The sequence below is a fragment of the Nocardioides sp. NPDC057767 genome, assembly GCF_042798275.1.
GTDB lineage: Bacteria > Actinomycetota > Actinomycetes > Propionibacteriales > Nocardioidaceae > Nocardioides.
Genome location: NZ_JBHVKJ010000003.1, coordinates 1 through 20453, shown reverse-complemented (window position 1 = coordinate 20453; position 20453 = coordinate 1). Strand labels below are relative to the sequence as shown.

Annotated in this window: 22 protein-coding genes; 10 read left to right on the top strand and 12 right to left on the bottom strand. The window is 69.1% G+C overall.

From position 1 onward, the window contains the following. The first annotated feature begins 174 nt into the window (after positions 1-174). Positions 175-624, top strand: a complete 450-nt coding sequence (locus ACFVDI_RS02460) for a hypothetical protein (protein WP_378899967.1) — start codon at positions 175-177, stop codon at positions 622-624. A 117-nt stretch (positions 625-741) separates the two neighbouring features. On the opposite strand, the gene ACFVDI_RS02455 is transcribed toward ACFVDI_RS02460, so the two are convergent. Continuing rightward, a complete protein-coding gene (locus ACFVDI_RS02455; RefSeq protein WP_378899965.1) occupies positions 742-1128 on the bottom strand; it encodes a hypothetical protein in 387 nt (128 codons plus the stop codon). A 145-nt stretch (positions 1129-1273) separates the two neighbouring features. On the opposite strand from ACFVDI_RS02455, the gene ACFVDI_RS02450 reads away from it, so the two are divergent. Then, positions 1274-1744, top strand: coding sequence for a hypothetical protein (locus tag ACFVDI_RS02450; protein WP_378899962.1), 471 nt, complete (start codon positions 1274-1276; stop codon positions 1742-1744). 28 nt (positions 1745-1772) lie between these two features. Here the strand turns inward: ACFVDI_RS02450 and ACFVDI_RS02445 are convergent, their stop codons facing one another. Together ACFVDI_RS02445 and ACFVDI_RS02440 are read right to left on the bottom strand one after the other, a co-directional pair. Then, positions 1773-2018, bottom strand: a complete 246-nt coding sequence (locus ACFVDI_RS02445) for a hypothetical protein (RefSeq protein ID WP_378899959.1) — start codon at positions 2016-2018, stop codon at positions 1773-1775. Positions 2019-2111: 93 nt separating this feature from the next. Continuing rightward, entirely contained in the window at positions 2112-2453 is a 342-nt protein-coding gene (locus ACFVDI_RS02440; protein ID WP_378899956.1) for a hypothetical protein, read from the bottom strand. Between the two features lie 156 nt (positions 2454-2609). Here ACFVDI_RS02440 and ACFVDI_RS02435 point away from each other — a divergent pair, with 156 nt between their 5' ends. Beyond that, complete coding sequence (locus tag ACFVDI_RS02435; protein ID WP_378899953.1) at positions 2610-3143, top strand: DUF1990 family protein; 534 nt, start codon at positions 2610-2612, stop codon at positions 3141-3143. Between the two features lie 129 nt (positions 3144-3272). Here ACFVDI_RS02435 and ACFVDI_RS02430 read toward each other — a convergent pair whose 3' ends face one another. Continuing rightward, positions 3273-3605: a hypothetical protein gene (locus ACFVDI_RS02430; protein WP_141793738.1), complete on the bottom strand. Its 333-nt coding sequence runs from the start codon at positions 3603-3605 to the stop codon at positions 3273-3275. A 125-nt stretch (positions 3606-3730) separates the two neighbouring features. Further along, positions 3731-6562 (bottom strand): metallophosphoesterase, encoded by a 2832-nt coding sequence (locus ACFVDI_RS02425; RefSeq protein ID WP_378899950.1) that lies wholly within the window; start codon positions 6560-6562, stop codon positions 3731-3733. A 235-nt stretch (positions 6563-6797) separates the two neighbouring features. On the opposite strand from ACFVDI_RS02425, the gene ACFVDI_RS02420 reads away from it, so the two are divergent. Next, on the top strand, positions 6798-7130 hold the full coding sequence (locus tag ACFVDI_RS02420) for a hypothetical protein (protein WP_328531270.1): 333 nt from the start codon (positions 6798-6800) through the stop codon (positions 7128-7130). A gap of 9 nt (positions 7131-7139) precedes the next feature. On the opposite strand, the gene ACFVDI_RS02415 is transcribed toward ACFVDI_RS02420, so the two are convergent. Both ACFVDI_RS02415 and ACFVDI_RS02410 read right to left on the bottom strand, forming a co-directional pair. After that, the gene (locus ACFVDI_RS02415) at positions 7140-7982 is read right to left on the bottom strand and encodes a hypothetical protein (protein WP_378899947.1); all 843 of its coding nucleotides are present in this window, start codon (positions 7980-7982) and stop codon (positions 7140-7142) included. A gap of 3 nt (positions 7983-7985) precedes the next feature. Further along, a complete protein-coding gene (locus tag ACFVDI_RS02410) occupies positions 7986-8645 on the bottom strand; it encodes a hypothetical protein (RefSeq protein ID WP_378899944.1) in 660 nt (219 codons plus the stop codon). Positions 8646-8825: 180 nt separating this feature from the next. Here ACFVDI_RS02410 and ACFVDI_RS02405 point away from each other — a divergent pair, with 180 nt between their 5' ends. Beyond that, positions 8826-9884 carry a hypothetical protein gene (locus tag ACFVDI_RS02405; RefSeq protein ID WP_378899941.1) on the top strand — a complete coding sequence of 353 codons (1059 nt, stop codon included), beginning with the start codon at positions 8826-8828 and terminating at the stop codon, positions 9882-9884. Here ACFVDI_RS02405 and ACFVDI_RS02400 read toward each other — a convergent pair. Together ACFVDI_RS02400 and ACFVDI_RS02395 are read right to left on the bottom strand one after the other, a co-directional pair. After that, complete coding sequence (locus ACFVDI_RS02400; RefSeq protein ID WP_378899938.1) at positions 9850-11373, bottom strand: FAD-dependent monooxygenase; 1524 nt, start codon at positions 11371-11373, stop codon at positions 9850-9852. The two genes, ACFVDI_RS02405 and ACFVDI_RS02400, sit on opposite strands and share 35 nt — an antisense overlap. Continuing rightward, positions 11370-11969: a hypothetical protein gene (locus ACFVDI_RS02395; protein WP_378899935.1), complete on the bottom strand. Its 600-nt coding sequence runs from the start codon at positions 11967-11969 to the stop codon at positions 11370-11372. Before ACFVDI_RS02395 ends, ACFVDI_RS02400 begins: the two co-directional genes overlap by 4 nt. 202 nt (positions 11970-12171) lie before the next feature. Here ACFVDI_RS02395 and ACFVDI_RS02390 point away from each other — a divergent pair, with 202 nt between their 5' ends. From ACFVDI_RS02390 to ACFVDI_RS02380, 3 genes are read left to right on the top strand one after another with little or no spacing between them, the layout of a single operon-like run. Further along, positions 12172-13182 carry an SDR family NAD(P)-dependent oxidoreductase gene (locus ACFVDI_RS02390; RefSeq protein ID WP_378899932.1) on the top strand — a complete coding sequence of 337 codons (1011 nt, stop codon included), beginning with the start codon at positions 12172-12174 and terminating at the stop codon, positions 13180-13182. A 59-nt stretch (positions 13183-13241) separates the two neighbouring features. Continuing rightward, positions 13242-13637, top strand: a complete 396-nt coding sequence (locus tag ACFVDI_RS02385) for a hypothetical protein (RefSeq protein ID WP_378899929.1) — start codon at positions 13242-13244, stop codon at positions 13635-13637. Continuing rightward, positions 13634-15436, top strand: a complete 1803-nt coding sequence (locus tag ACFVDI_RS02380) for a caspase domain-containing protein (protein WP_378899926.1) — start codon at positions 13634-13636, stop codon at positions 15434-15436. Before ACFVDI_RS02385 ends, ACFVDI_RS02380 begins: the two co-directional genes overlap by 4 nt. Positions 15437-15444: 8 nt before the next feature. On the opposite strand, the gene ACFVDI_RS02375 is transcribed toward ACFVDI_RS02380, so the two are convergent. Next, the gene (locus ACFVDI_RS02375; protein ID WP_378899923.1) at positions 15445-16554 is read right to left on the bottom strand and encodes a glycosyltransferase; all 1110 of its coding nucleotides are present in this window, start codon (positions 16552-16554) and stop codon (positions 15445-15447) included. 143 nt (positions 16555-16697) lie between these two features. Here ACFVDI_RS02375 and ACFVDI_RS02370 point away from each other — a divergent pair, with 143 nt between their 5' ends. Then, on the top strand, positions 16698-17915 hold the full coding sequence (locus ACFVDI_RS02370; RefSeq protein WP_378899920.1) for a hypothetical protein: 1218 nt from the start codon (positions 16698-16700) through the stop codon (positions 17913-17915). 19 nt (positions 17916-17934) lie between these two features. On the opposite strand, the gene ACFVDI_RS02365 is transcribed toward ACFVDI_RS02370, so the two are convergent. Both ACFVDI_RS02365 and ACFVDI_RS02360 read right to left on the bottom strand, forming a co-directional pair. Next, positions 17935-19308, bottom strand: a complete 1374-nt coding sequence (locus tag ACFVDI_RS02365; protein ID WP_378899917.1) for an NAD(P)-binding protein — start codon at positions 19306-19308, stop codon at positions 17935-17937. 50 nt (positions 19309-19358) lie between these two features. Next, the gene (locus tag ACFVDI_RS02360; RefSeq protein WP_378899914.1) at positions 19359-19778 is read right to left on the bottom strand and encodes a DUF309 domain-containing protein; all 420 of its coding nucleotides are present in this window, start codon (positions 19776-19778) and stop codon (positions 19359-19361) included. A gap of 82 nt (positions 19779-19860) precedes the next feature. Between ACFVDI_RS02360 and ACFVDI_RS02355 the strand changes: the two genes are divergently transcribed. Beyond that, positions 19861-20403 carry a YciI family protein gene (locus ACFVDI_RS02355; protein WP_378899911.1) on the top strand — a complete coding sequence of 181 codons (543 nt, stop codon included), beginning with the start codon at positions 19861-19863 and terminating at the stop codon, positions 20401-20403. Positions 20404-20453 lie beyond the last annotated feature (50 nt).

Genomic DNA, 20453 nt, shown 5'->3' with positions numbered 1-20453 from the left:
AGGGAGCATGCCGACGACACCCAGGCTGCGCCGGCGGGAACCTCGACCGACACGGCCACGTTCTCACCGCCTTCGTCGCCGGCGCCTGACCCGTTCAGCAGGGGCAGGTCAAAGTTGAGCCCGAAGTTGCGGCCACTGAACTGAGCGGCGTGATTAGGCCCCTATGCTTCGCGCATGGCGCTGCAGCTTGACCCCGACCGAGATGTTACGACCTTCACCTGCGAGCACGGCGATCTCCACGAGCGGATCTGTGGCTTCATCAACCATGACGAGCGCGGCGCGTTCGCGATCTACTTCGCCGACTGCGTCCACCACAACGGCGTGCACGAGGCGTACATCGACGTCATACTCGACAACGACTGGGACCCTGATCACCCGACTTCGCCGAGCCCGGATCGAGTCACTTTCGGCTGCCGCTACGGCTGGATCGAGGGCCATGGTTTCGCCTGCTCACTCGTTCAGGGTGGGAGCGCTGGCCCGAACGTAAGCTATCGCGGCCACAAGCTCTCACGAGACGAGGCGCTCGCTCATCCTTGGCTCGCGGAGTTCTGGGAGGCTATCGACCTCATCATCGAACATGACTCAACGGTTCGAGGTCACTTCACCGACGACGACGCGGCGTAGCTACGGACGAGATCGATCGTCAGGAACCTCTGACGACCGCGGAACGTAGTAGGTGCGCGGCTCAGCCGGGATCGATGCTATTCACACGTGCGTCGTTTCACCGCGACTGTGAGACTTCTACCGCTGCTGGGTCATGCGCATCCAACGATCGGGCGGCGCGTCGTGAGCCCGCATCGCCGCCTCCTCTAGACCCTCCCAGCGGTCCAAGACATGCCGTTCGAACTCACGCGGCAGGCGCACACCGTGGTCTTCGACGTAGTGCGCGAGCCCCTGCGGCCACAGATACGACCCGTCGGTCAGTTCTGCGTTTCCGTTGGCCGAACAATCGCACAGCCGACAGGGCGAGAACCCCATCATGTGCAGCACGGGCAGACCGCCCCGAAGATAAGCGACCACGAGTTCCCGCTCGTCGTCATCCCAAGTCTCATCAAGGTGCCGCCGCGGATCTGGCAGCGTGGGTTCGTACTCGCTACGCCAATACCCGACACGGATGAGGATCGTCATATCAACATCTTGACGCAGCAGTCGTGGCGAGTCGCTTCAGCGTGCACACTCGGGCCAGCTCCCTCGGCTTCGAAAACTGCGTCATTCCGCCGCACGGGACGCTCACTCATACCAAGATCCGTGCGATCACCGCTACCGTGCCAATGTGCCTCCGTGCTTCGACGTATATGTCTGGGTTGAGCCGGACGACCGTGCCGCGACGCTGTCTCGGTTCGTCTCTAGCTACGTGGATGTCGGCGACCCCGGCGACCCGAGGTTGGAGGCGTTCCTTCGCGCGTTCGTCTACGAGAGCCCGTTGCCTGGAGACGCCGAGGCGTTGGCCGATCTTCGTCGAGATGCTGGTGCCGACTTGGCACTCTCTCTGTACTTGAGGGCACGGGACTTCCACGAGGCGATCGTGACCCTAACCGAAGAAGGCGCCGTCGTGCTCGGTCTGGGAATCGATGACCCTCTCAACGGGCCCGGTGTCGAGGCCCAGGCATCTGACTGGATGGTCACGTTGATGAAGGAGTTCCGCGGGAAGGCAGGGATCGGCGGCGCGGAGCTGGCACCGCCTCAATCAGCCGAGGAATGGGCCGACGACGGGCTCGTCTTGATGCGCGTTGGGACGATCTGACCTGCACGCTCTTGCCGCTGGTCGTGCTTCAGCGGTGCTTCTCTTGAATGATCCGATTGAGAACGTCGGAGGGTGTCTCCCCGGTCCTATCGGCCAGTTCCTCAGCAGTCCTGGCCGCAAGGTACGTCAACCGGTAGGCGGCCGCAAGGGCGTCCGTCTTTGCGGCCTCATCGAGCAGGTTGTAGAGATCGGCGTCCTCACCTTCGAGGTACGCCAGGACTGCAGCGACGGAAGCCTCGTATGCCGCTTCACGTCGCTTCCGTTCACTCGCCATGATCGAGATGCTGCCAGCCAAGCTGTTGCAGCCGCCACTTGCTCGCCCGGATCTGCCGCGATGAGAGCGCGTCTTACCGCCGCGACGAGCGCGTCAGGGGATGAAGATCGAGATGTCCGATTCGGCATCCTCGATCGCGCCACGCACGCCCGGATCATCGCGCATGCGCTGCAACTCAGAACGCACGAGCGCGACGTCCATCTGCCCATGGATCCGTGCAACGTGCCCCAGGCACGTGATCGCAATACGGCGCAGGCTGGGACTGTGATGGCCGAGCAGTTCGAGACACTTGTTCTGGCACCAACGCCAGTCATCGTCGTGGAAGACCAGTCCGACAAGCGCTTGCGCTGATGAAGCATCATCACCCGCTGCCAGGGCAGCCTCGAGTTCCTTGCGACTCGCCCAGGCTGGCTTCTCGTACTTTCGTCCGCTCACACCGCGAAGTGTGCCCCAGATGTGCTCCGCGATTGCGCGTGCAGCGCGGCTGCGGGCTGCGTCACTCCGCCGCCTGTGCAGCCGGATCAGCACAACGCTGGTGTGCTGGGCCGCGTGTTCTGCCTATTGATCAGTTTGATCAGCAAGGATGCCTCCATGGACGTGCAGGAGCTTCCGGAAGATGAGGCCACCAGACTGCGTTCAGCTGCCTACACCTACGAAGAAGTCGGGAACACCGCGATTGGTCCGGTCGCCGGCTTCAACTGGTTCGAACGCTCGGCCATCTTGCAGCGCCGAGACTTCGAACGAGCCGCACAGGACCTACTGTCGTGGCAGGTGCAGGCGCGGTCGGGTCTGCACGTGTCTGCATCCCACACCCCGCTTCAACCCGCCACAGTCGTGCTTATGCGGCTCGGACCGAGTCCGCTGTCACTGCGCATCCCTTGCCGAGTCGTGTACCTCATCGACGATGGCGACCTCAGGGGCTTCGCCTATGGCACACTCCCTGGCCACCCAGAGGCAGGAGAGGAGCGCTTCGCGCTACGCCGTCACGCCAGCGGCAGCCTCGAACTGACTATTTCGGCCTTTTCGCGGCCGGCATCCAACGTGGCCAAGCTCGGCGGACCAATCAGCCGTGTGGTCCAAGACGCCATGACCAGGAGATACCTGCGCGCGCTCGACATGCCCTAATCTCCATCCGGCACCGTCGTTTCGCACTGCGGACAGGGCGCGTCAATCCGCCGCGAGCGCGCTACATCGCCGCGATGGGTCACTCACCGAAGGGGCGAGCTGTCGAGGTCTCCCTCTCCTATGGCGTCCCTATGGCGTCGTCGTGGCGAGGAGGCGTCGCGCACGACGGCCCAGATCGCTCAGATCCACCCGACCCTCCTCAGCCGCGGCCGCCAGGCGCGCGGCGAGGTCCATTGCCTCGTCGAGCTCGGGTGCAGTGACTGCGGACTCCTGGCCCATATCGCGAAGGATCGTGATCTCGGTCCTGGACGCGATCAAGGGGTCGGTGACCCCGTCGATCCAGACTCGAGTGCGGCGGCCGTCGCCGCGTTCTTCCCCGGTGATGCGCTCCAGGGCGAAGATACGGTCGGCGCGCGCGAACTTTCCGAAACCCAATGCCACCATCCGGGAGTCCGATGCCATGTACTCATCTTGCCATCACGCATCGAACTTTGATCTGGCCTGCAACCCCGGCTGACAGCAGGTCCCGCGCCACACCGCCGCCTACGACGCGGGCTGATGCGCGGTTCTTGAGCGGTCGGAAGCGCTCAATCCCGTGCGGCGGCCGCAACCGTCAGACTGATCCTCGCCACCTCTTCGATCTCAACCGGCTGATCGCCGCGGACGCGGTGGATCTTCACCACCGCCTCGGTGGGTGAGGTCTCGAACTCGAGGAAGTGCTTGAAGAACGGCGGCTCGTCGAGGGAGTAGATCTCGGAGACGAACTTCTGGATCGGCCCGAAGGGCGGGTTCAGGCCGGGGAAGGCGATCTGCGCGCGTCGTCTGGTCCGCCAGCCGACGCCGTCGACCACGGCGGCTTGGCCGCCCACCTCCTCCTGCTCGGCCTTGATGATGGCCGTCGCGTCCGCCTCACTGATGAATTCGTACGGCGTCGAGACGCCCGGACGGCAGCGCGGGCTCACCCACGCCTTGGGATCTGCGATCAGCGAGTAGGCGCCGAGGAACACCAGGTGGGCGAGGAGTACGGCAGCGCCGACCGCGACCAGGGTGAAGAGGGCCGCGCCGACCGCCACGGCCGGCCACCACGTTCTGAGCTCGTTCGCGAGCTGGCCGGGCGCCTCGAAGCCCGGTACGTCGAGCAGACCCGGCACCGCCGCCCCCACCAGCAGGACACCGACGGCCAGGATGACGAGGACCATCAGCGGCGTGTACAGGCGCTCGTGCTCCCGGCGCAGCCAGTCGACGACCAGCATGCCGATCGCGGTCACCGTGAGGAGCGCCGGCAGGGCGAAGGCGGCTCGCATCCACCCCGAGTCGACGGCATCCGCGACCCACCACCAGAGCATCAGCGTCACGGGCGCCGTGAGGAACACGAGGGGCTGAACCACCCGGCGCCACCGGAGCCACGCCTGCACCCGGCGTACGGGCTCGTCGTGCAGGTGGCGGGTGAGCAGGTCCGGGGCGAGGATCGCGACGAGCACCACCACCGCGATCACCGCCAGCGGCACGAGTCCGAGCAGGCCGCTGAAGAACAGCAGGGTCAAGCCCTCGCCGTTCATCACCCGCAGCATCTCCCCCAAGACGACGGCCGCCTGTGCGAGCAGGGCCCACACGACCGAGCGCTCGAGCCAGCGTGCGGCCTTCGCGCCGTTCACGGTGGTGACGATCCGTTTCCGCCACCCGACGGTCGCCACGACGGCGTAGAAGCCGACCGCGACGAACAGCCACCACGACACCGCGCGTCCCTCGCCTGAGCCGAGCTGATCCACACCCCAGGGCACCAGAGCCACGACCACGAGAGCCGCCAGCACGCACGCGAAGGCGAGGTGATGCCATCCGGGAACCTGCTCGACGGGGTGCCACCATCTCGACCAGCGCACGCACCAGGCGTTGAGGCAGATCCACAGGGTGCTCCACCCGAACAGCACCAGGAGCGCTCCTGCCGCATCGGGCAGGTACTGATGCAGAAACATCGTCGCCAACACCCCGGCGACCAGCGCTTCGAGGCGTAGGAGCAGGCGGCGTCCGAAGAGACTGCGTCCGGGACGTTGCGGCAGCTGGTGCAGCAGCATCAGCACCATCATCGCGGCGATGGCCGCACCACCGGCGCCGGCGAGCCACCGGCCCAGGACCACTCCCCCGCCGAACAGCACGACGGTCAGCAGCAGCCGCCAGATGCTGGGGACCAGCTGCTGGGCGAAGTACGCCAGGGACTCGGCCGATCCAGGGAAGAGCCTGGTCGGCCGGAACCGTAGGTCCATTCGCGCGTCCGAGACGGCCGTCCGGATCGGATGGGTGGCGTGGGTGTACGCGCCGCCACCACCGCTGACGATGTGCCACCGGCCGTCGCGTGAGCTGCCCTCGCTCTGCGGGTCGTACAGCTGGAAGTTGTGGGTGTCACCGCCCACCGTCGCGACGTAGCGGTGCTTGCTCTCGGCCACGACGTCGTAGACGGTCTCGCCGGCGCTTCCGGCCACGGCGCCCTTCCGGCGCTCACCGTTGACGAACAGCGGCTTGCCGGTCATCAGGATCTTCGGCTTCCCACCACCCAGCTCGTTCAGCCATTTGAACTGCCGCTCGTCGATGGTCCCGTCGATGCCGGTGTCGATGCACACCAGGTCCACGTGCTCCGCCTCGATGACGAAGTACGGCGCCGGCTGCAGCTGGGCCTCTGGCGCCGGCTGGTCATCGTCGGCCGGCTCGCCCCACCGCGCCGGGGCGGCGTTGCCCACCGGTTCGCTGGGCGTACGCCACATGATCCGGCCGAAGCGGTCCCGGATCTGTTGCCAGGGTCCGAGCCTGTCGCCGAACGACGGCGCCAGGAGCTCGCTGGGCCAGGTCGGCGGATCGTCCGCGGCGTACAGGAACTGGTGGGCGAAGCCGTAGAGGCCGTCGTACCAGTCGTGATTGCCCGGCATCGCGTAGACCGGGACGTCCTCGGGAAGCGCGAACTCGTCCCGCACCTCGGGGGGCGTCTTGAGCCCCGGCACCCGGTTGGAGCGGTAGGGCTTGTAGAAGCCGTCCACGTAGTCGTTGACGTTGCCGGACGGGTAGATCACGTCGCTCAGCACGAGCACGAAGCTCTTCTTGTCGCCTTCCGCACACTCGAACGCGGCTCGCGCCAACGCCGGCGCGACGACGTACTGCGACGGGTCCTGCTCGCCGGTGTCGCCGATGACCAGGAACCTCGAGACCCCGTCAGCGGCGATCGTCAGGGGCACGTCCTTCCTCGTCCAGTGCCTACGCAGGTCCTCGACGAGCCCCTGCGTACCTTTGCCCAAGATGTCGTTGACCGAGTCGATCAGGCTGCGTGCGGTGATCCAGGAAAGGCTGTTCCACTTGGTCGGATCGTGCAGCAGATAGGCCCTCGTACGCTCCCAGTCCGTGCTCCCGTTCGCGGAGCCATCGGCGTGGGTCATCGACATCCCCTCCGCAGGACCGGAACTGATCGGTTTGGACCCGTGCAACCGCATGCAACAGGTCTAGACAGAGTCCCACGCGGCGCCCCGGTCGCGCCCAGGACTCCCCCAGATTGGCGTATGACAACCCGTCGGCAGCGGACAGATGATGAAAATCCAGGCCCCGAAAGCCGACCGAAGCTCGGTGCCACGGCAGGTCACATCAGGGGCATCGAAGACGGAAGGAACAGAGGTCATGAAGCTTTTGATGAAGAGCTGTGCCATCGCGGCGGGGCTCGTGCTGGCCGGAGCCGGAGCCGCGAGCGCCGGAGAGGTGAACGGCACCGGCGGCGAGATCCCCGCACCGGACCACGCCTCCTCGGAGTGCGTGTTCTCCGGCCTGGACACCGCGGACGCCATCGAGGGCAACCCGCCGCAGTTCAACGACGACGCACTGGGCGTACGCGGCAACCAGAGCCCCGGCGGCGAGGACCGATACCACGGGGTGCAGAGCTACGGCATCTTCGTGCGGGCCGGGCTCAAGGAGTTCGTGCCGTCACCCGGCGAGGCCTGCCGGGGCAACCACTGACGGCTCAGCTCAGTCAGGGGGTGAGTTCCGGAACTGGAACTGGACCCGCACGTCGTCGTCCAGCCGGACCAGGATGGTCGTGCCGCCCGCGCTCCAGGTGTCGGGCACGAGGAACATCCGGTCATCGCCCTGGATCAGGAGCCTGAGCCGCCAGTAGCGGAACCGGTAGTCGTCCTCACCGGCATCCGGGCGTACGACCTCCTGGACCCCGGCGGTGGCCGGGATGTGCAGGCGCTCCCGGGTGTCGAGGACGACGCTGGGCAGGCTGCGCAGGTTGCGGGCCTGCTCCATCGCCAGCCCACGACCGGTCCACTGCGCGGTCGTGGCCGTCGCCCAGACCACGCAGGCGGCGACGCCCACCCAGAGCAGCGCGACCCGCGGCTCGAACCTGCCGCGCAGCCGGAGGGCGTACGCCACGAGCGCCGCGCCGGCTCCGAGCAGGACCGGCGTCAGCAGGGAGTAGTAGGCCCAGCCGCCGATCACGGAGTACGCCGCCAGCAGCACCGTCCCGGCCGCCAGCAGGACCAGCCCGGTGCCGAGGACGGTCGTGACCACCCGGCGGAACCAGCTCTCGGTGTCGTGCCGGCCCACCCAGCGGTGGAGGGCCACCACCGCGACGCCACCCAGCACCAGGACCAGCATCGGGGTCAGCAGCGGCTGCGGGCTGCGCATGACGTACGCGCGGGTGCTGAGTCCGATGACGTCGACGTCGAGGCCGAAGTAGTCGTACTGGGCGCGGGCAGCGACGTACCCAAAGTAGAACAGGACTCCGCTGATCACGGTCACCGGCGCGACGAAGCTCGTCGCCAGGCTCACCCAGCGGTCGATCCCTGCCGACGGCGTCTCGGACATGACTCAGCCCGACTCGGTCGAGTCCGTGGCGTCCGTCGACTCCACCGATCCGGTCGGCTCGGTCGGCTCGGTCGGCTCGGTCGGCTCGGTGTCCACCTCCGGCGCCTCCAGGTTCACCTCGGTGTCACCACCCTCGACGTTCTCGAGCTCGCAGGGCTCGGCCGGGCAGGTCATCTCGCCGCCGAGCCGCAGCACGGCGTCCTCGCCCTCCTGCTCGTCGGTCCAGGGCACCAGCGAGCGCATCGGGATCTGGCAGCCGGTGGAGTCGGCGGTGAAGACGAACCCGTCGAGGCAGGACGTGCCGTCGCACGCCGCGTCCGCAGCCGGCTCGAAGACCTCCGGCTCGACTTCGTACCCGGTGACCCGGACCGAGATGCCCTCGGGGACCGACGGGTTGTTGCCGTCGGGCCAGAGCCAGCTGACGTCGGCGCAGACCACACCGGGCGTGCCGTCGAGCGGATACGATCCGCCGCCGATCGGGAGCGTCGGCACGGCCACCACCGGCTCGTCGGGGTCCGTCGGATCGTCGGGATCGGGGTCTCCGTTCCCGGTCGTCGCTGAGCTCGCGTCCGTGATGTCCACCTCCGACCCTCCATCGGTCGAACCACAGGCGGCAAGGAACAGCAGTGCGCTGGCGATGACGGCGAGGAGTGAACGACTCATCCACATGATCAACACCTCCTGAGAACTAGGAGGTACGTCCGCGGGCGGCTGATACCCCCGCCGGTGCAAGGCGACGAAGGGTCATACCGCCCCATGCCGGGGCCGTTCGCCCCTGTCCTCCGAGGTCGGAGCGACCAAGGCTGGATGCTGAAACAGGACGACCGACGGTGGTGATGTGTGGTGGATGAGATCGATCCCTGGACCCTCGGGCTGCTGTCCTCCCCCGAGCCGTCGGTGGCGTGGCGAGCCCACCGGCTACTGTCCGGGCTCGGTGATGACGACCCGGGTCAGCGACGGCGCCGCGAATTGGTGGCCGAGAGCGACAACGTGCGGCGGATGTTGGCCCACCGACGCCCCGACGGCACCATCCGAAAGGGCAACGAGACCAACGCCTACCGCAAGTGGCAGGGACCGCACTGGACACTGGCCGGGCTGGCCGAGCTCGGCTATCCGCCCGGTGACACCTCGCTGGGACCGCTGGTCGACCAGGTCTTCGCCTGGCTGCTCGCGCCTCGCCACCTGCGCCCACCCTCGACCGCGGTGCTGCCGGGTCAGGGCGACCGGATCAGACGCTGCGCCTCCCAGGAGGGCCTGGCGCTGTGGTACCTGCACGAGCTGGGGCTGGCCGACGAGCGCACCGAGATCCTCGCCGCCCGGCTGATCGAGTGGCAGTGGCCCGACGGCGGCTGGAACTGCGACCGGAACCCCACCGCCCACACCTCCTCGGTCCAGGAGACCCTGCTCCCGCTGCGTGGCCTGGCCCGCCACCACCGGTCCGCCTCGACTGCACCGCCGGCGCAGATCACGAACGCCATAGACCGGGCAGCGGAGGTCCTGCTCCGGCGCTGCCTGCTGTGGCGACGCCACGACGGCGCCCCCATCTCCCCCGACTGGGGACGCGACCCGCTGCGCATCCAGTGGCCGATCCGGTTCTACGACGTCCTCTTCGCCCTGACCGTGATGGCCGAGACCGGCCACATCGGCGACCCTCGCTGCGCCGACGCACTGGCCCTGCTGGAGAGCAAACGTCTCCCCGACGGTGGCTACCCTGCCGAGATCCGCACCGCTCGCACCGTCGACGTCGTCGCCAGCGACGGCACCTTCGCCGACTGGGGACCCACCGGGCGCACCCGACCCAACCCCTACGTCAGCATCGACGCCACCTGGGTCCGCATCCGGTCCGGTCAACGGACCGGAACGGGGATCAGGCCGCACCGACGAGCTCCAGCCAATCGGTGAGCGCGTGCGCGCCACGCGCCGACCGGTAGCCGACATGACCGTCGGGACGTACGGCGGTGATGCCCGTGCCGGGCCAGCTGTCGATGCGGTGGACGGTGACACGTGGACCGAGACCTTCGACCTCGGCCCACTCCGCATCGCGCGCCAGGAGCAGGTGTACGCCGGGCGCGGCCGTGAGGTCGTGCAGCCGCGCCTGCCGACCGCCGCACGTGACTGCGCGGTCCGGCAGCCGGGCGCCCGGGCGCGGTCCTCGGGCCAGGAAGCCGTCCGTCACCGACAGAGCAATACCCGGATAGCGCACCCACGGCTGGGAGAGAAGGGCGATGACGGCAGCCATCGCGCGGGGTTGTCGCAGCACCGCGGGCAGCGCGGGAGCGAAGAGCGGCAGCGCCCTGCCTCGCAGGAGCTGCGGCAACGGGTGGGTGGATGCCTCGGCGAAGAAGACCGCGTGGGTGAGGGCGAGCGCCTGCCGCGCCGCCGGCCGGCGCTCGTGCTCGTAGGAGTCCAGCAGTGCGGGGCGCCCGCGGTCGGCGTACGCAAGCTTCCAGCCGAGGTTGACGGCGTCGATGATGCCGGTGTTCATGCCCTGGGCGGCGGCAGGTGAATGCGTGTGCGCGGCGTCCCCGGCGAGGAAGAGCGGCCCCTGCCGGAACCGTCGCGCCACGCGGTGCTGGAGCCGCACGCGCGCCGACCACGGCATCTCCCGGACCCGCGCCTCCAGCCCGGCGTCGTCGATGAGGGCCTGCACCTCGACAGCGGGCACGGCCTCGCCGGGCTGGCCGAACGGCTGACCCCCGTCGCGGGCCGGGCGGGTGCCGAGCAGCCGCCACGTCGCTCCCTCGCCGAGCGCGAACAGGAACAGCAGGCCTCGACGACCCGCGACCACATGGAGTACGTCTGGAGTGAGACCGGCCTCGAGCTCGAGGTCGGCGAGCACGATCTCCTCACGGTACGGGCCGCCCTCCCAGGCGATCCCCGCGGAGTCACGCACCGTGCTGCCGGGGCCGTCGCAACCGACGACGTACCGAGGCGTGACCAGCTCTCGACCACCTGCCGATGTGAGAGTCGCACGCGCCTGTCCGCCCGTCACCTCGACCGCGTCGAGCTCGACTCCCCACTCCACCTCGACGCCTCGCCGACTCAGGGCTTGGGTCAGCACCTCCTCGACGTCCGCCTGGCGCACCATCGTCAGATGCGGGTACGGCGTACCTGGCATGGCCGCCTCCCCCAGCCCGACATCCACGACCCGGCTACCGAGGTGGAGCTGCGCGCGCGGGGTCCGGTCGGCGCGGTCGAGCAGGGCTGCCGTCACCCCGAGCGGGCGGAGGCACTCCAGGGTCCGAGAGTGCACGATCATCGCCCGCGAGCGCCGGAACGCCTCGCTCCGACGATCGACCACGCGTACGGTGGCGCCGTGCTCGTGGGCCTGGAGGGCAAGCGTGAGACCGGTGGGGCCGGCCCCGACGACGAGCACGTCGGGTGTGCTCATGACGTGGCCGGACGCCACCACTCGGGGACCGCCGGGTCGGTGCGGCCGTGGCCGCCGAGCAGGCTGGGATCGGCGAGGACCTCATCACGGTGCAGCCCGGCCACGACCCGGAAGTCGATCGACCCCGGCTCGCTCACCAGCGCGAGCACCCGCCACAGCGATCGGGCGTAGTGCTCGGCGCGGTCTGCTCCGTCCCACTCGTAGACACCGCGGTAGCGGCCCTGCTCGTCGTCGGTCAGCCAGAGCTTGGAGACGAATCCCGGGAACCCCACGAACAACGGGGTGTTCAGCCAGCTCTCCCCCCGGAACAGCGCGTGTCCGCGGCCGCGGACCAGCCTCAGCCGGAAGCACACGACGAGCAGGCACGGCTCGAGAGGTTCCCGGGCGACCGCCGTCTCCCGGTACACCCCGCCGGTGGTCCCGTCGGCGAACCGCAGTCGGCGGCCCACGTTCAGGCGCGGCCAGCGCACCACCCCGGTGGTCAGCATCCGCGCCGACTCGACCACACAGCGAGCCACCGCACGCCACGCGGTCGCGGGCGGCAAGGGTCCTGACGGGGAGTCAACGGGATTCGACTTCGGCGCGTCCGTGGTCATCGGCGGATCCCTCTCGTACGACGGGTGGCGATCTGGTGCTTCCCAGGCAACGCGATCAGGTCGCGGCCGACGAGGGGACTTCGTCCTCTCCGTCGGTGACGGACGCCCTTCGGCCGCTCTCGGACAGAGGCTCGCGCTGTGGTCGATCGATCCCCTGGATGAGCGATGCCCGCGCGTTCAACACGGCTCTAGAGTGCGAATCATGAGCGTCGTCATGCTCACGGGGGCGTCGGGGTTCCTCGGTCTCCACGTCCTCCAACGCCTGCTCGATCAGGGCCACGAGGTCCGTGCCTTCGTGCGGACCCCGGAGAAGCTGCGCCACAACCTCGAGCCGCTCGGCGTGGACCCGGACGATCGACGCATCCAGGTGGCCCGCGGAGACATGACCGATGCCGGAGCCGTGAAGGAGGCGGTCAGCGGCTGCGACCAGGCCATCCATGCGGCCGCCACGTTCTCGTACCGGCGTCAGGACGCCGACCGGATGGTCCGCGAGAACCAGGTAGGCACCTCCACGGTCCTGGACGCGGCGATCGACGCCGGTTGCAGCGGCATCGTCCACGTGTCCTCGACCGTTGCACTGCTGCGACGCGGCGCGACCCTGGATCACCAGAGCCCGACCGGTGTCGTCATCGGCCCCTACACCCAGAGCAAGGTGGAGTCCGAGCGTACGGCCCGGCTGCGACAGCAGGCCGGCGCTCCGGTCGCCATCGTCAACCCGGGCGGCATCTTCGGTCCCCACGACCCCTACCTCGGCGAGAGCGATCAGGTCATCCGCGACATCCTCTGCGACCGACTTCCCACTTGGCCGCGGGGCCAGGTGCAGTGGGTGGATGTACGCGACACCGCCGAGGTGGTGGTCGCAGCACTCACGCGGCCCGGACGGCGCTACCTCGTTCCCGGTGAGAACGTCGCGACTCCGCACGAGACGCTTCGCACGGTGACGGGACGCCGACTTCCGGCCGTACGCATGCCGCTGTGGGCCGCGCTCCCGGTGGTGCACCTCGGCTATCGCACCGGCTGGTCGTTCCTCCCGCACGCGTTGGAGGGGTGCCGGCTCGTCGCGCTCGACACCCGTGTCGACTACTCCGCGACGTCCGACGAGCTCGGGATCGGCGGACGATCTCTGGTCGAGTCCATGCGCGACACCGTTCGTTGGCTCGTCGAGGCCGGCCACATCAGCCCCCGTGCCGCCGGCCGCGCCATCCAGACATAGAGATCCACCGACGAAACGGGTAGTCCGAGTGAAGGGAGGTGCCGGGGATGGGTCGCCAGATGACCATCACGATCCTCGATCCTGATGTGGAGCGTCTCGAGGAGCTCAGCTCAGTCCTGCGCCGAGAGCTGCTGGACCTCGGCGTGGATGATGTCGAACGCGCGAGCGCGGGCGAGGCGCCTGCCGGCACCCGTGGCGTCGACGTCGCGGCGATCGGGGTTCTTCTCGTGGCCTTCCAGGAGCCGCTGGTCGCTGTCACCGCCATCGTGGGAGTGATCCGCGGGTGGATGTCCTCTGCTCGCGGGGCCCGTGCGGTCGAGCTCACCATCGGCGACCAGACGCTCAAGATCGACTCCGCGTCGCGCGAGCAGCAGGATCGACTCATCGATGAGTTCGTCGCGGCCCTGCGTGGATCCGGGGAGGCAGGCCCACCTGCTTCCTCACCGGTGTCATGACCGCGGGGCGGCGCAGCGCGCTGGTGGTGGCGAACGACACGTACCACGACCAGCGGTTGAGCAGGCTTCGCGCGCCCGCCACCGACGCCGAGCAGCTGGCAGGCGTCCTCCGGAACGCCGAGATCGGCGGCTTCGAGGTCGAGGTGTCGCTCAACGAGCCGGAGCACGTGGTCCGGCGCAAGGTCTCGAGCTTCTTCGATGACCGCGGGCTCGACGATCTTCTCCTGCTGCATCTTTCGTGCCACGGGGTGAAGGATGAGGACGGCCGGCTCTACTTCGCCACGCCGGACACCGAGATCGACCACCTGGACGCCACGTCCCTGCCCGCCGACTACGTGAACAGGCAGATGACGAAGAGTCGGTCCCGGCGCATCGTGCTGCTCCTGGACTGCTGCTACAGCGGCGCCTTCGCGCGCGGGATGATGAATCGCGGCGATGAGCGCATGGACATCATGGAGCGTTTCGACGGCCGCGGGCGGATCGTGCTGACGGCGTCGAGCGCGATGGAGTACTCCTTCGAGGGCGACCAGCTCGCCGGCCAGGGCAAGCCGTCGGTGTTCACCTCGGCCCTGGTCGAGGGCCTGGCCACCGGCGAGGCGGACCGGGACCGTGACGGTTTCGTGTCGGTCGACGAGTTGTACGACTTCGCCTTCGACCGGGTGCGTACCGTTACGCCGTCGCAGACTCCGGGCAAGTGGGTCTTCGACGTCCAGGGAGACTTCTACATCGCCCGCAGCAACCGCCCACCCGAACCGGTGGACCTGTTGGCCGATCTGCGTGGTGCCATCTCGAGTCCGTTCACCAACGTACGTCTCGGTGCGGTGGAGGAGCTGACCGCATTGCTGGACGACGCGGACCCAGCTAGCGCCGCCGCGGCCCGCGCGACGCTGGACGACATGGCCGAGCACGACCCTCAGCGCGTCGTACGCGTGTCGGCCGAACGAGCTCGCCGGCCCGCTGAGGCCTCGCCCTCACCACCGCCGGCCGCGCCTGCCGAACCCCAGCCACCCGCGTGGGTACCGGCCGTCGCCTCGACAGCTGCCGTGGCGCTCCTGGCTGCGGTTCCGTTGCCGTTGCTGGCCGAGACCACGACGTCCTGGAACTCGTTCGCGGTCGTCACACCGTTCGAGGTGGCGCTGGCCTCTCTTGCTCTCCTCCTCGCCGCGGGCCGGCTCCGCCGTCAGCAGCTGGCCACCGCCGACGCTGCGGGGCTGTTCGTCGTGGTCGGGATCCTCGTGGGCGCCGCCGGCATCGGACTGGTGAAGTTCTCGCTCGAGGACATCGGCGGCATCGGCGTTGCTCTGAGCCTTCTTGTCGTGTGCGGCGGAGTGGGGGCTGTCGCGGCAGGCCGGGCGTGCTCGAGCGCATCACCGCCGGATCTCGACCGCGGTCCTGTAGAGCCCGTCTGGCTGGTGTCCGCCATGGCCGGCGCCGGCCTGGCCACCCTCGCGCTGTTCCTCCCCTACGACGGCTTCAGCTCGTTCTGGACCGAGGTCGAGGAAGGCGCAAGCGCCGAGTACATCTTCGAGCCAGCGGCAGCGGTCGGTTGCCTGGCCGTCGGCCTGCTGACTCTCTCCTCCCGGCGTCGGTTCGCCACGGCCGTCCTGATCTCCGCCGGTGCCCTCATCGCAGTCCACTATGTCGGGGTCGTCATAGCGGCCTGGCAGGCGATCGGCGAGGAAGGCGAGGTGCGTTCCGCCGGGTGGGTCGGCATCGCAGGAGGCCTGCTGGCCGCCTTCGCTGCCTGGCGGATCCAGCAGTCGCTGACCAGGCTCCACGCGGGGTCCGGCACCACCTGACCACGACCTCAGGTGAGGCCGAGCATGGCGATGTCCAGCTCGGGCAGGGCGGACAGCTCCGCGGCGACCTCGGCTGCGCGCCCACGGACCGTGTCTGAAGCCATCGTCTCGGCGACGATCGTCTGCAACCTCTCCACCTCGCCGCCCTGGGGGATGTGGAAGGCAGAGCCTCCGGAGTGGGGCAGGGCGGTCCCCACGCCTGCCTTCACGATTGCAGCACCGTTCGCGCCCTGGTCGGCGAAGAGGGGCACGATCACCTGCGGGACGCCGGCAGCGAGCGCGTCGAGGACAGTGCCCGATCCGCCGTGGTGGACGACCACCGCTGCGCGGGAGAGGACGTCGGCGTGGTCGGCCCACGTCTCGATCCGTACGTTCGGGGCGGCAGCGATCCGTGCGGGGTCGAGGTCATGGCCGATGGTGAAGACGGCTCTGACCGGAAGGGCGCCCAGAACCTCGGCGACGATGCCGAACCACGGCCGCATCGGGGGCATCGTGGGCGCGACGGTGCCGAGGGTCGCATAGACGAAACCGGGGTCGACATCGCGCGCGGGGGGCTCACCGACCCGGTAGCGCCCGGTAGCGGAGACCGGCGAAGGGTCGAGGCTCGCCGGGAATCTGGTCAGGAGCGGCGAGTCGACGATCTCGCGGTGCAGCCCTGGTCTCCAGGCCTCGAGCACCGGTGCCGCCGCGCTCTCGAAGAACGCGATCTGAGAGCAGAGGCTGACGCCGAGCCGCACGTGGGGAACACCCGCCTCCGCGGCGGCAAGTGCAGATGCGTACTCGGCGGGGTCCCGCAGCACCAGGTCAGGCCGGAGATCGTCGATCGCGGCGCGGACTGCCGGGATCATGGCCTCGGAGTTGAGCCGCCCGAAGAGATCCCGCAGCACCAGCTCCCGCGACACCTCCATCGGCGATTCGGCCACCCGTTGCCAGATCGCTGCCACCGACGCCGGGTCGGGCGCGGCCCCGACGCGGAACTCGAACTCGTGGGCGGCCGCCGCCAACCCTGGTGGGCCGACCACCGTGACTTCGTGCCCACACTCGGCGAGGCGCTTCAACCACGGCTTCATCGGGTTGAAGTGTCCGGCACCTGCCGTCGATACCCCCAGGATGCGCATGCTGCGACTGTGCCCGGGCGCGACGCGGTCCGGCAAGCGTCTTCGGCCCGCTGAAGCCGCAGATCCTCCATCTGGGCGATGCCCACGAACGCGGCCGCTGAAACGCTGACGAGCAAAGGCAGCGGGCGATCGGAGGCCTACCCATGCGGCACATCATCTACACCGGTAACGGCACCGCGCCTCCGGGCGTCGGACGTCCCCACGTCGGCCGCTTCTTCACGGTCGAGGACGACGGCGCCCTGCGCTACTTCCGCTACGACGGATTCGGCGAGCAGGACCCGACGGGCGCGAACGGATTCGTGGGAAACAACTCGGGCAACCAGATCGGCCGAGGCTTCGACCATTTTCTCCATGTCGTGGGCGGCGGCAACGGCATCCTCCTCGCTGTCGCACCGAACGGGGACCTCACCTGGTTCAGATACACCGGGGCGGGCGAGCACGACCCCAGCGGGACCAACGGCTTCGTGGAGAACAACCCCGGCAACGTGATCGGCAACGGCTTCCACACCTTCCGCCACCTGTTCGTCTCTCCCCGCGAAGGACAGACCACGGCGACGACCATCTTCGCCGTCGCCGAGAACGGTGATCTGCTCTGGTTCCAGTACGAGGGCCACGGCGAGCACGACCCCGCCGGGGTCCGCGGATTCCCTGGCCCCAACCAGGGCAACCAGATCGGCAACGGCTTCCTCGGCTTCCGTCGCATCGTGGGCGTCGGCGACGGGGCATTCCTCGCCATCCGGGACAACGGCGACATGCTCTGGTTCCGCTACACGGGCAACGGCGAGCTCGATCCGTCCGGCACCAACGGGTTCGTGGACAACAACTCGGGTAATCAGATCGGCAACGGCTTCGACACGGTGCGTCACCTGTTCGGCGGGTTGACCGACCGCGCCGGCCTCGAGGGACAGCCGGCGCCTGCGCGGATCTTCTACTTCGTCGACACGAACGGTGATCTGCGCTGGCTCCGGTACGGCGGCAACGGCGAGCAGGACCCGACCGGGGCGCTGGGATTCGACGGCCCCAACCAAGGCAACCAGATCGGCAACGGCTTCTCCGCCAGCACGATGGACACGACCAACATCCCGCGCGACCCGGTGGAGCGACTGGGATCAGCCATCGAGTCCGCCAACCAGAAATGGAAGGACCTGCCGGAGGGAGAACGGCAACAGCCCGAGTCGCTGCCCGCGCCGGAGCCGTTGGCGGTCCTGTGCGCGCAGTACAAGGAGTCGGCCGCCCTCATGCACGCCGAGGCCCGCAGCGCCAGCCAGGCCGGGTTCGGTCAGCTCGCGGAGGTCGCCACCGAGCTCGCCGAGGAGTACGACGAGTTCGTCCGCATCGCGTGTCCCCCACCGGTCGAGTGACCCGAGCCCTCGCGTCGACTCAGATCGGTCCGGCCAGCTCGGCGAGCCGGGCGAGCCCGGGCTTGGTGTGCTTCGCCAACCGCTCCCGCGCATCGTCCAGGGCTGCGGAGGCGGGATGGCCGGGCGGGACCCGGGCCGGGTTGAGCGCGACCCGGTCCGACCAGGCCTTGATGTCCGGCTCGGAGGAGAACGACATGGCCGCCTGGGTGCCCAGGACGTTCATCCGCGCCCATGTCGCCATCGTGTTGCCGAGGGGACTCGGTGGGCAGACCCGGTTCTTCTCGGCGTCGGAGTCGCGGGTCGCCTCGACGTAGCCCGTGATCGCGGCACCGAAGCAGGGGAAGCCGGCCCGGATCGGCTGCAGCGTGATCGCCTCGGGACCCCAGACCGGGACCAGGGGCGGATACTTCAGGCCGTCCGCGGCGCAGTGGACCACCAGCGCGTCGGAGGCGACGGCGACGGATCCGTCGGCGAAGGTGAGGGAGCCGCGGTCGACGTGTCGGATGTGGCCGCGGCGTACGACGTTCTCGAGCGTACGCAGCTTCTCCAGCTCCCACGTCGCCAGCGTCGGCGCCTTGGCCATCGTCGGCATGACGGTGCGGTCGATGCGGAGCATGATGCCGGCCTCCTCGAGGCGACAGAACAGGTCCTCGGCCGAGGTCGACTGCTCGGCGGCCTGCATCGTGTCGGCGGCCATACCGAGGAAGATCGCGGGATCCGGCTGGACGACCGCGCGGTTGAGCATCCACGGGTCCCGCGGCCGCACCCAGCAGATCGCGTCCGGGTCCACACCACGCGAGAGCAGCCAGACGCACGCGTCGGTCGCGGTCTTGCCGGAGCCGACGACGACGTACTGGCTCGGCGCCTCCTCGAGCCGCGCGAGCTCGTTGACCGGCAGCACCCGGGCGTGCTCGGCCACACCGAACGGCGGCGGCTTCTCCGCGGGGATGCTGGGCGCCAGGTAGCGGGCGTCGACGACCCGGGCCCCCGGCATCTCGAGCCGCTCGCCCGAGATGTGCGAGACGACCGTGTTGTCACCGACGTACTCGCTGTTCGGGAAGAACTCGACCTTCCCCGACTCCACCATTCGGTCGAGGACCCGGGCGTAGTAGGCACAGATCTCCGCCTGCGTGGCCCGCTCCTGAAGACCCGCCTCGGGTCCGCGCTGCTGAAGCTGCCCGCCGCCGAGCAGGGTCGAGGCGACGCCGTAGAAGGCGGAGGCCTGGTGCAGCCGTACGAACGGGTACGCCTCCAGCCAGTGTCCACTGACGCCGTGACGGCGGTCGACCAGCGCGACCCGTACGTCGGCATGCTCGATCAGGGTGTCCGTGAACGCCATCCCCATGGCGCCGGCGCCCACCACCAGGTAGTCGACATCGACCGTGCGAGTCATGGATCAACCCAAGCACGGCGGTGCCCTCGAGGGCCAACAGGCGGTGGGACCTATACCCGGTCTCGGGCACAGGCGATGAGCGCTGCGAGGTCGAGACCGTAGGTGGGACCGCCGCCCTGCCCGTACGTCTCCAACCGCCGCGCCGCCCGCTCGATGAGCCGCGAGGCGCCGACGGCGTTGCCGCGCTCGTGGTGGGTCAGGCCGACACACAGCTGGGCAAGTCCCTGCCACAGGCCGCGCTCCTCCTCCGGGCACGACTTCCACCGGACCTCTAGGGCCTCGTGGGCGGCGAAGGGGCGTCCCTCGTCGAGGAGACGGCGGGCGTACGCCAGGGTCTCCTCCGGCGGGAGCGGCTCCTCGGAGATGGGCTCGACGCCGACCGCGCCGTACGGCAACGGGCGTCCGAGGGCGTCGCGCGGTCGAGCCTGTTGTGCCCGCCCTTGTTCGTTCCGGTCGCGATCGCTCACCATGTCAGCCCTCCTCGGCTCCCACCCTACGGACCCGCTGAGATAACCGATTGCGCGGGACGGCGCGGCCGGTGAGTCTCAGCCCATGGAGTTCTTCTGCTATCACCGCGACCGCCCGGGGTCGACGCCACTGCGAGCTGAGATGGTTGAGGAGCACTGGACCTACATGGACCGGTTCGCCGCGACGATGATCGCCCGGGGCCCGACGTTCACCAGCGACGAGACGCTGACCGGAAGCGTGCACATCCTCGACCTTCCCGATGCCACTGCAGCTCGCGCGTTCGCGTTCGAGGAGCCCGGCTACCAGGCCGGTGCCTACCGGGACGTGCTGCTACGGCGGTGGCGCAACACGCTCGGTCGCACCATGTGGGACTTCGGCGACGGACTGCCGGGCAGTGACCGATATCTCGTTCTCGGCTTCTGCGAACCGACGGACCACATCGACCTACCGGTCGGCGAGGACCTGATCGCCTGCGGGCCTCTCCTGTCCGACGACGGAGCCGTGGTCGTCGGGGCGGCCGTGCTGCTGGAGGCCGCCTCCGCGGGCGACGCGCACAGGGTCCTCTCCCCCACTGACTTCGCGGCGTTCGAGGCCCACCAGTGGGACTTCGGCGGTCGACCAGCCTAAGTGGCCCGCACACGCACGAAGGGCCCCGCCCGCGGGGGCGGGGGGGGCCC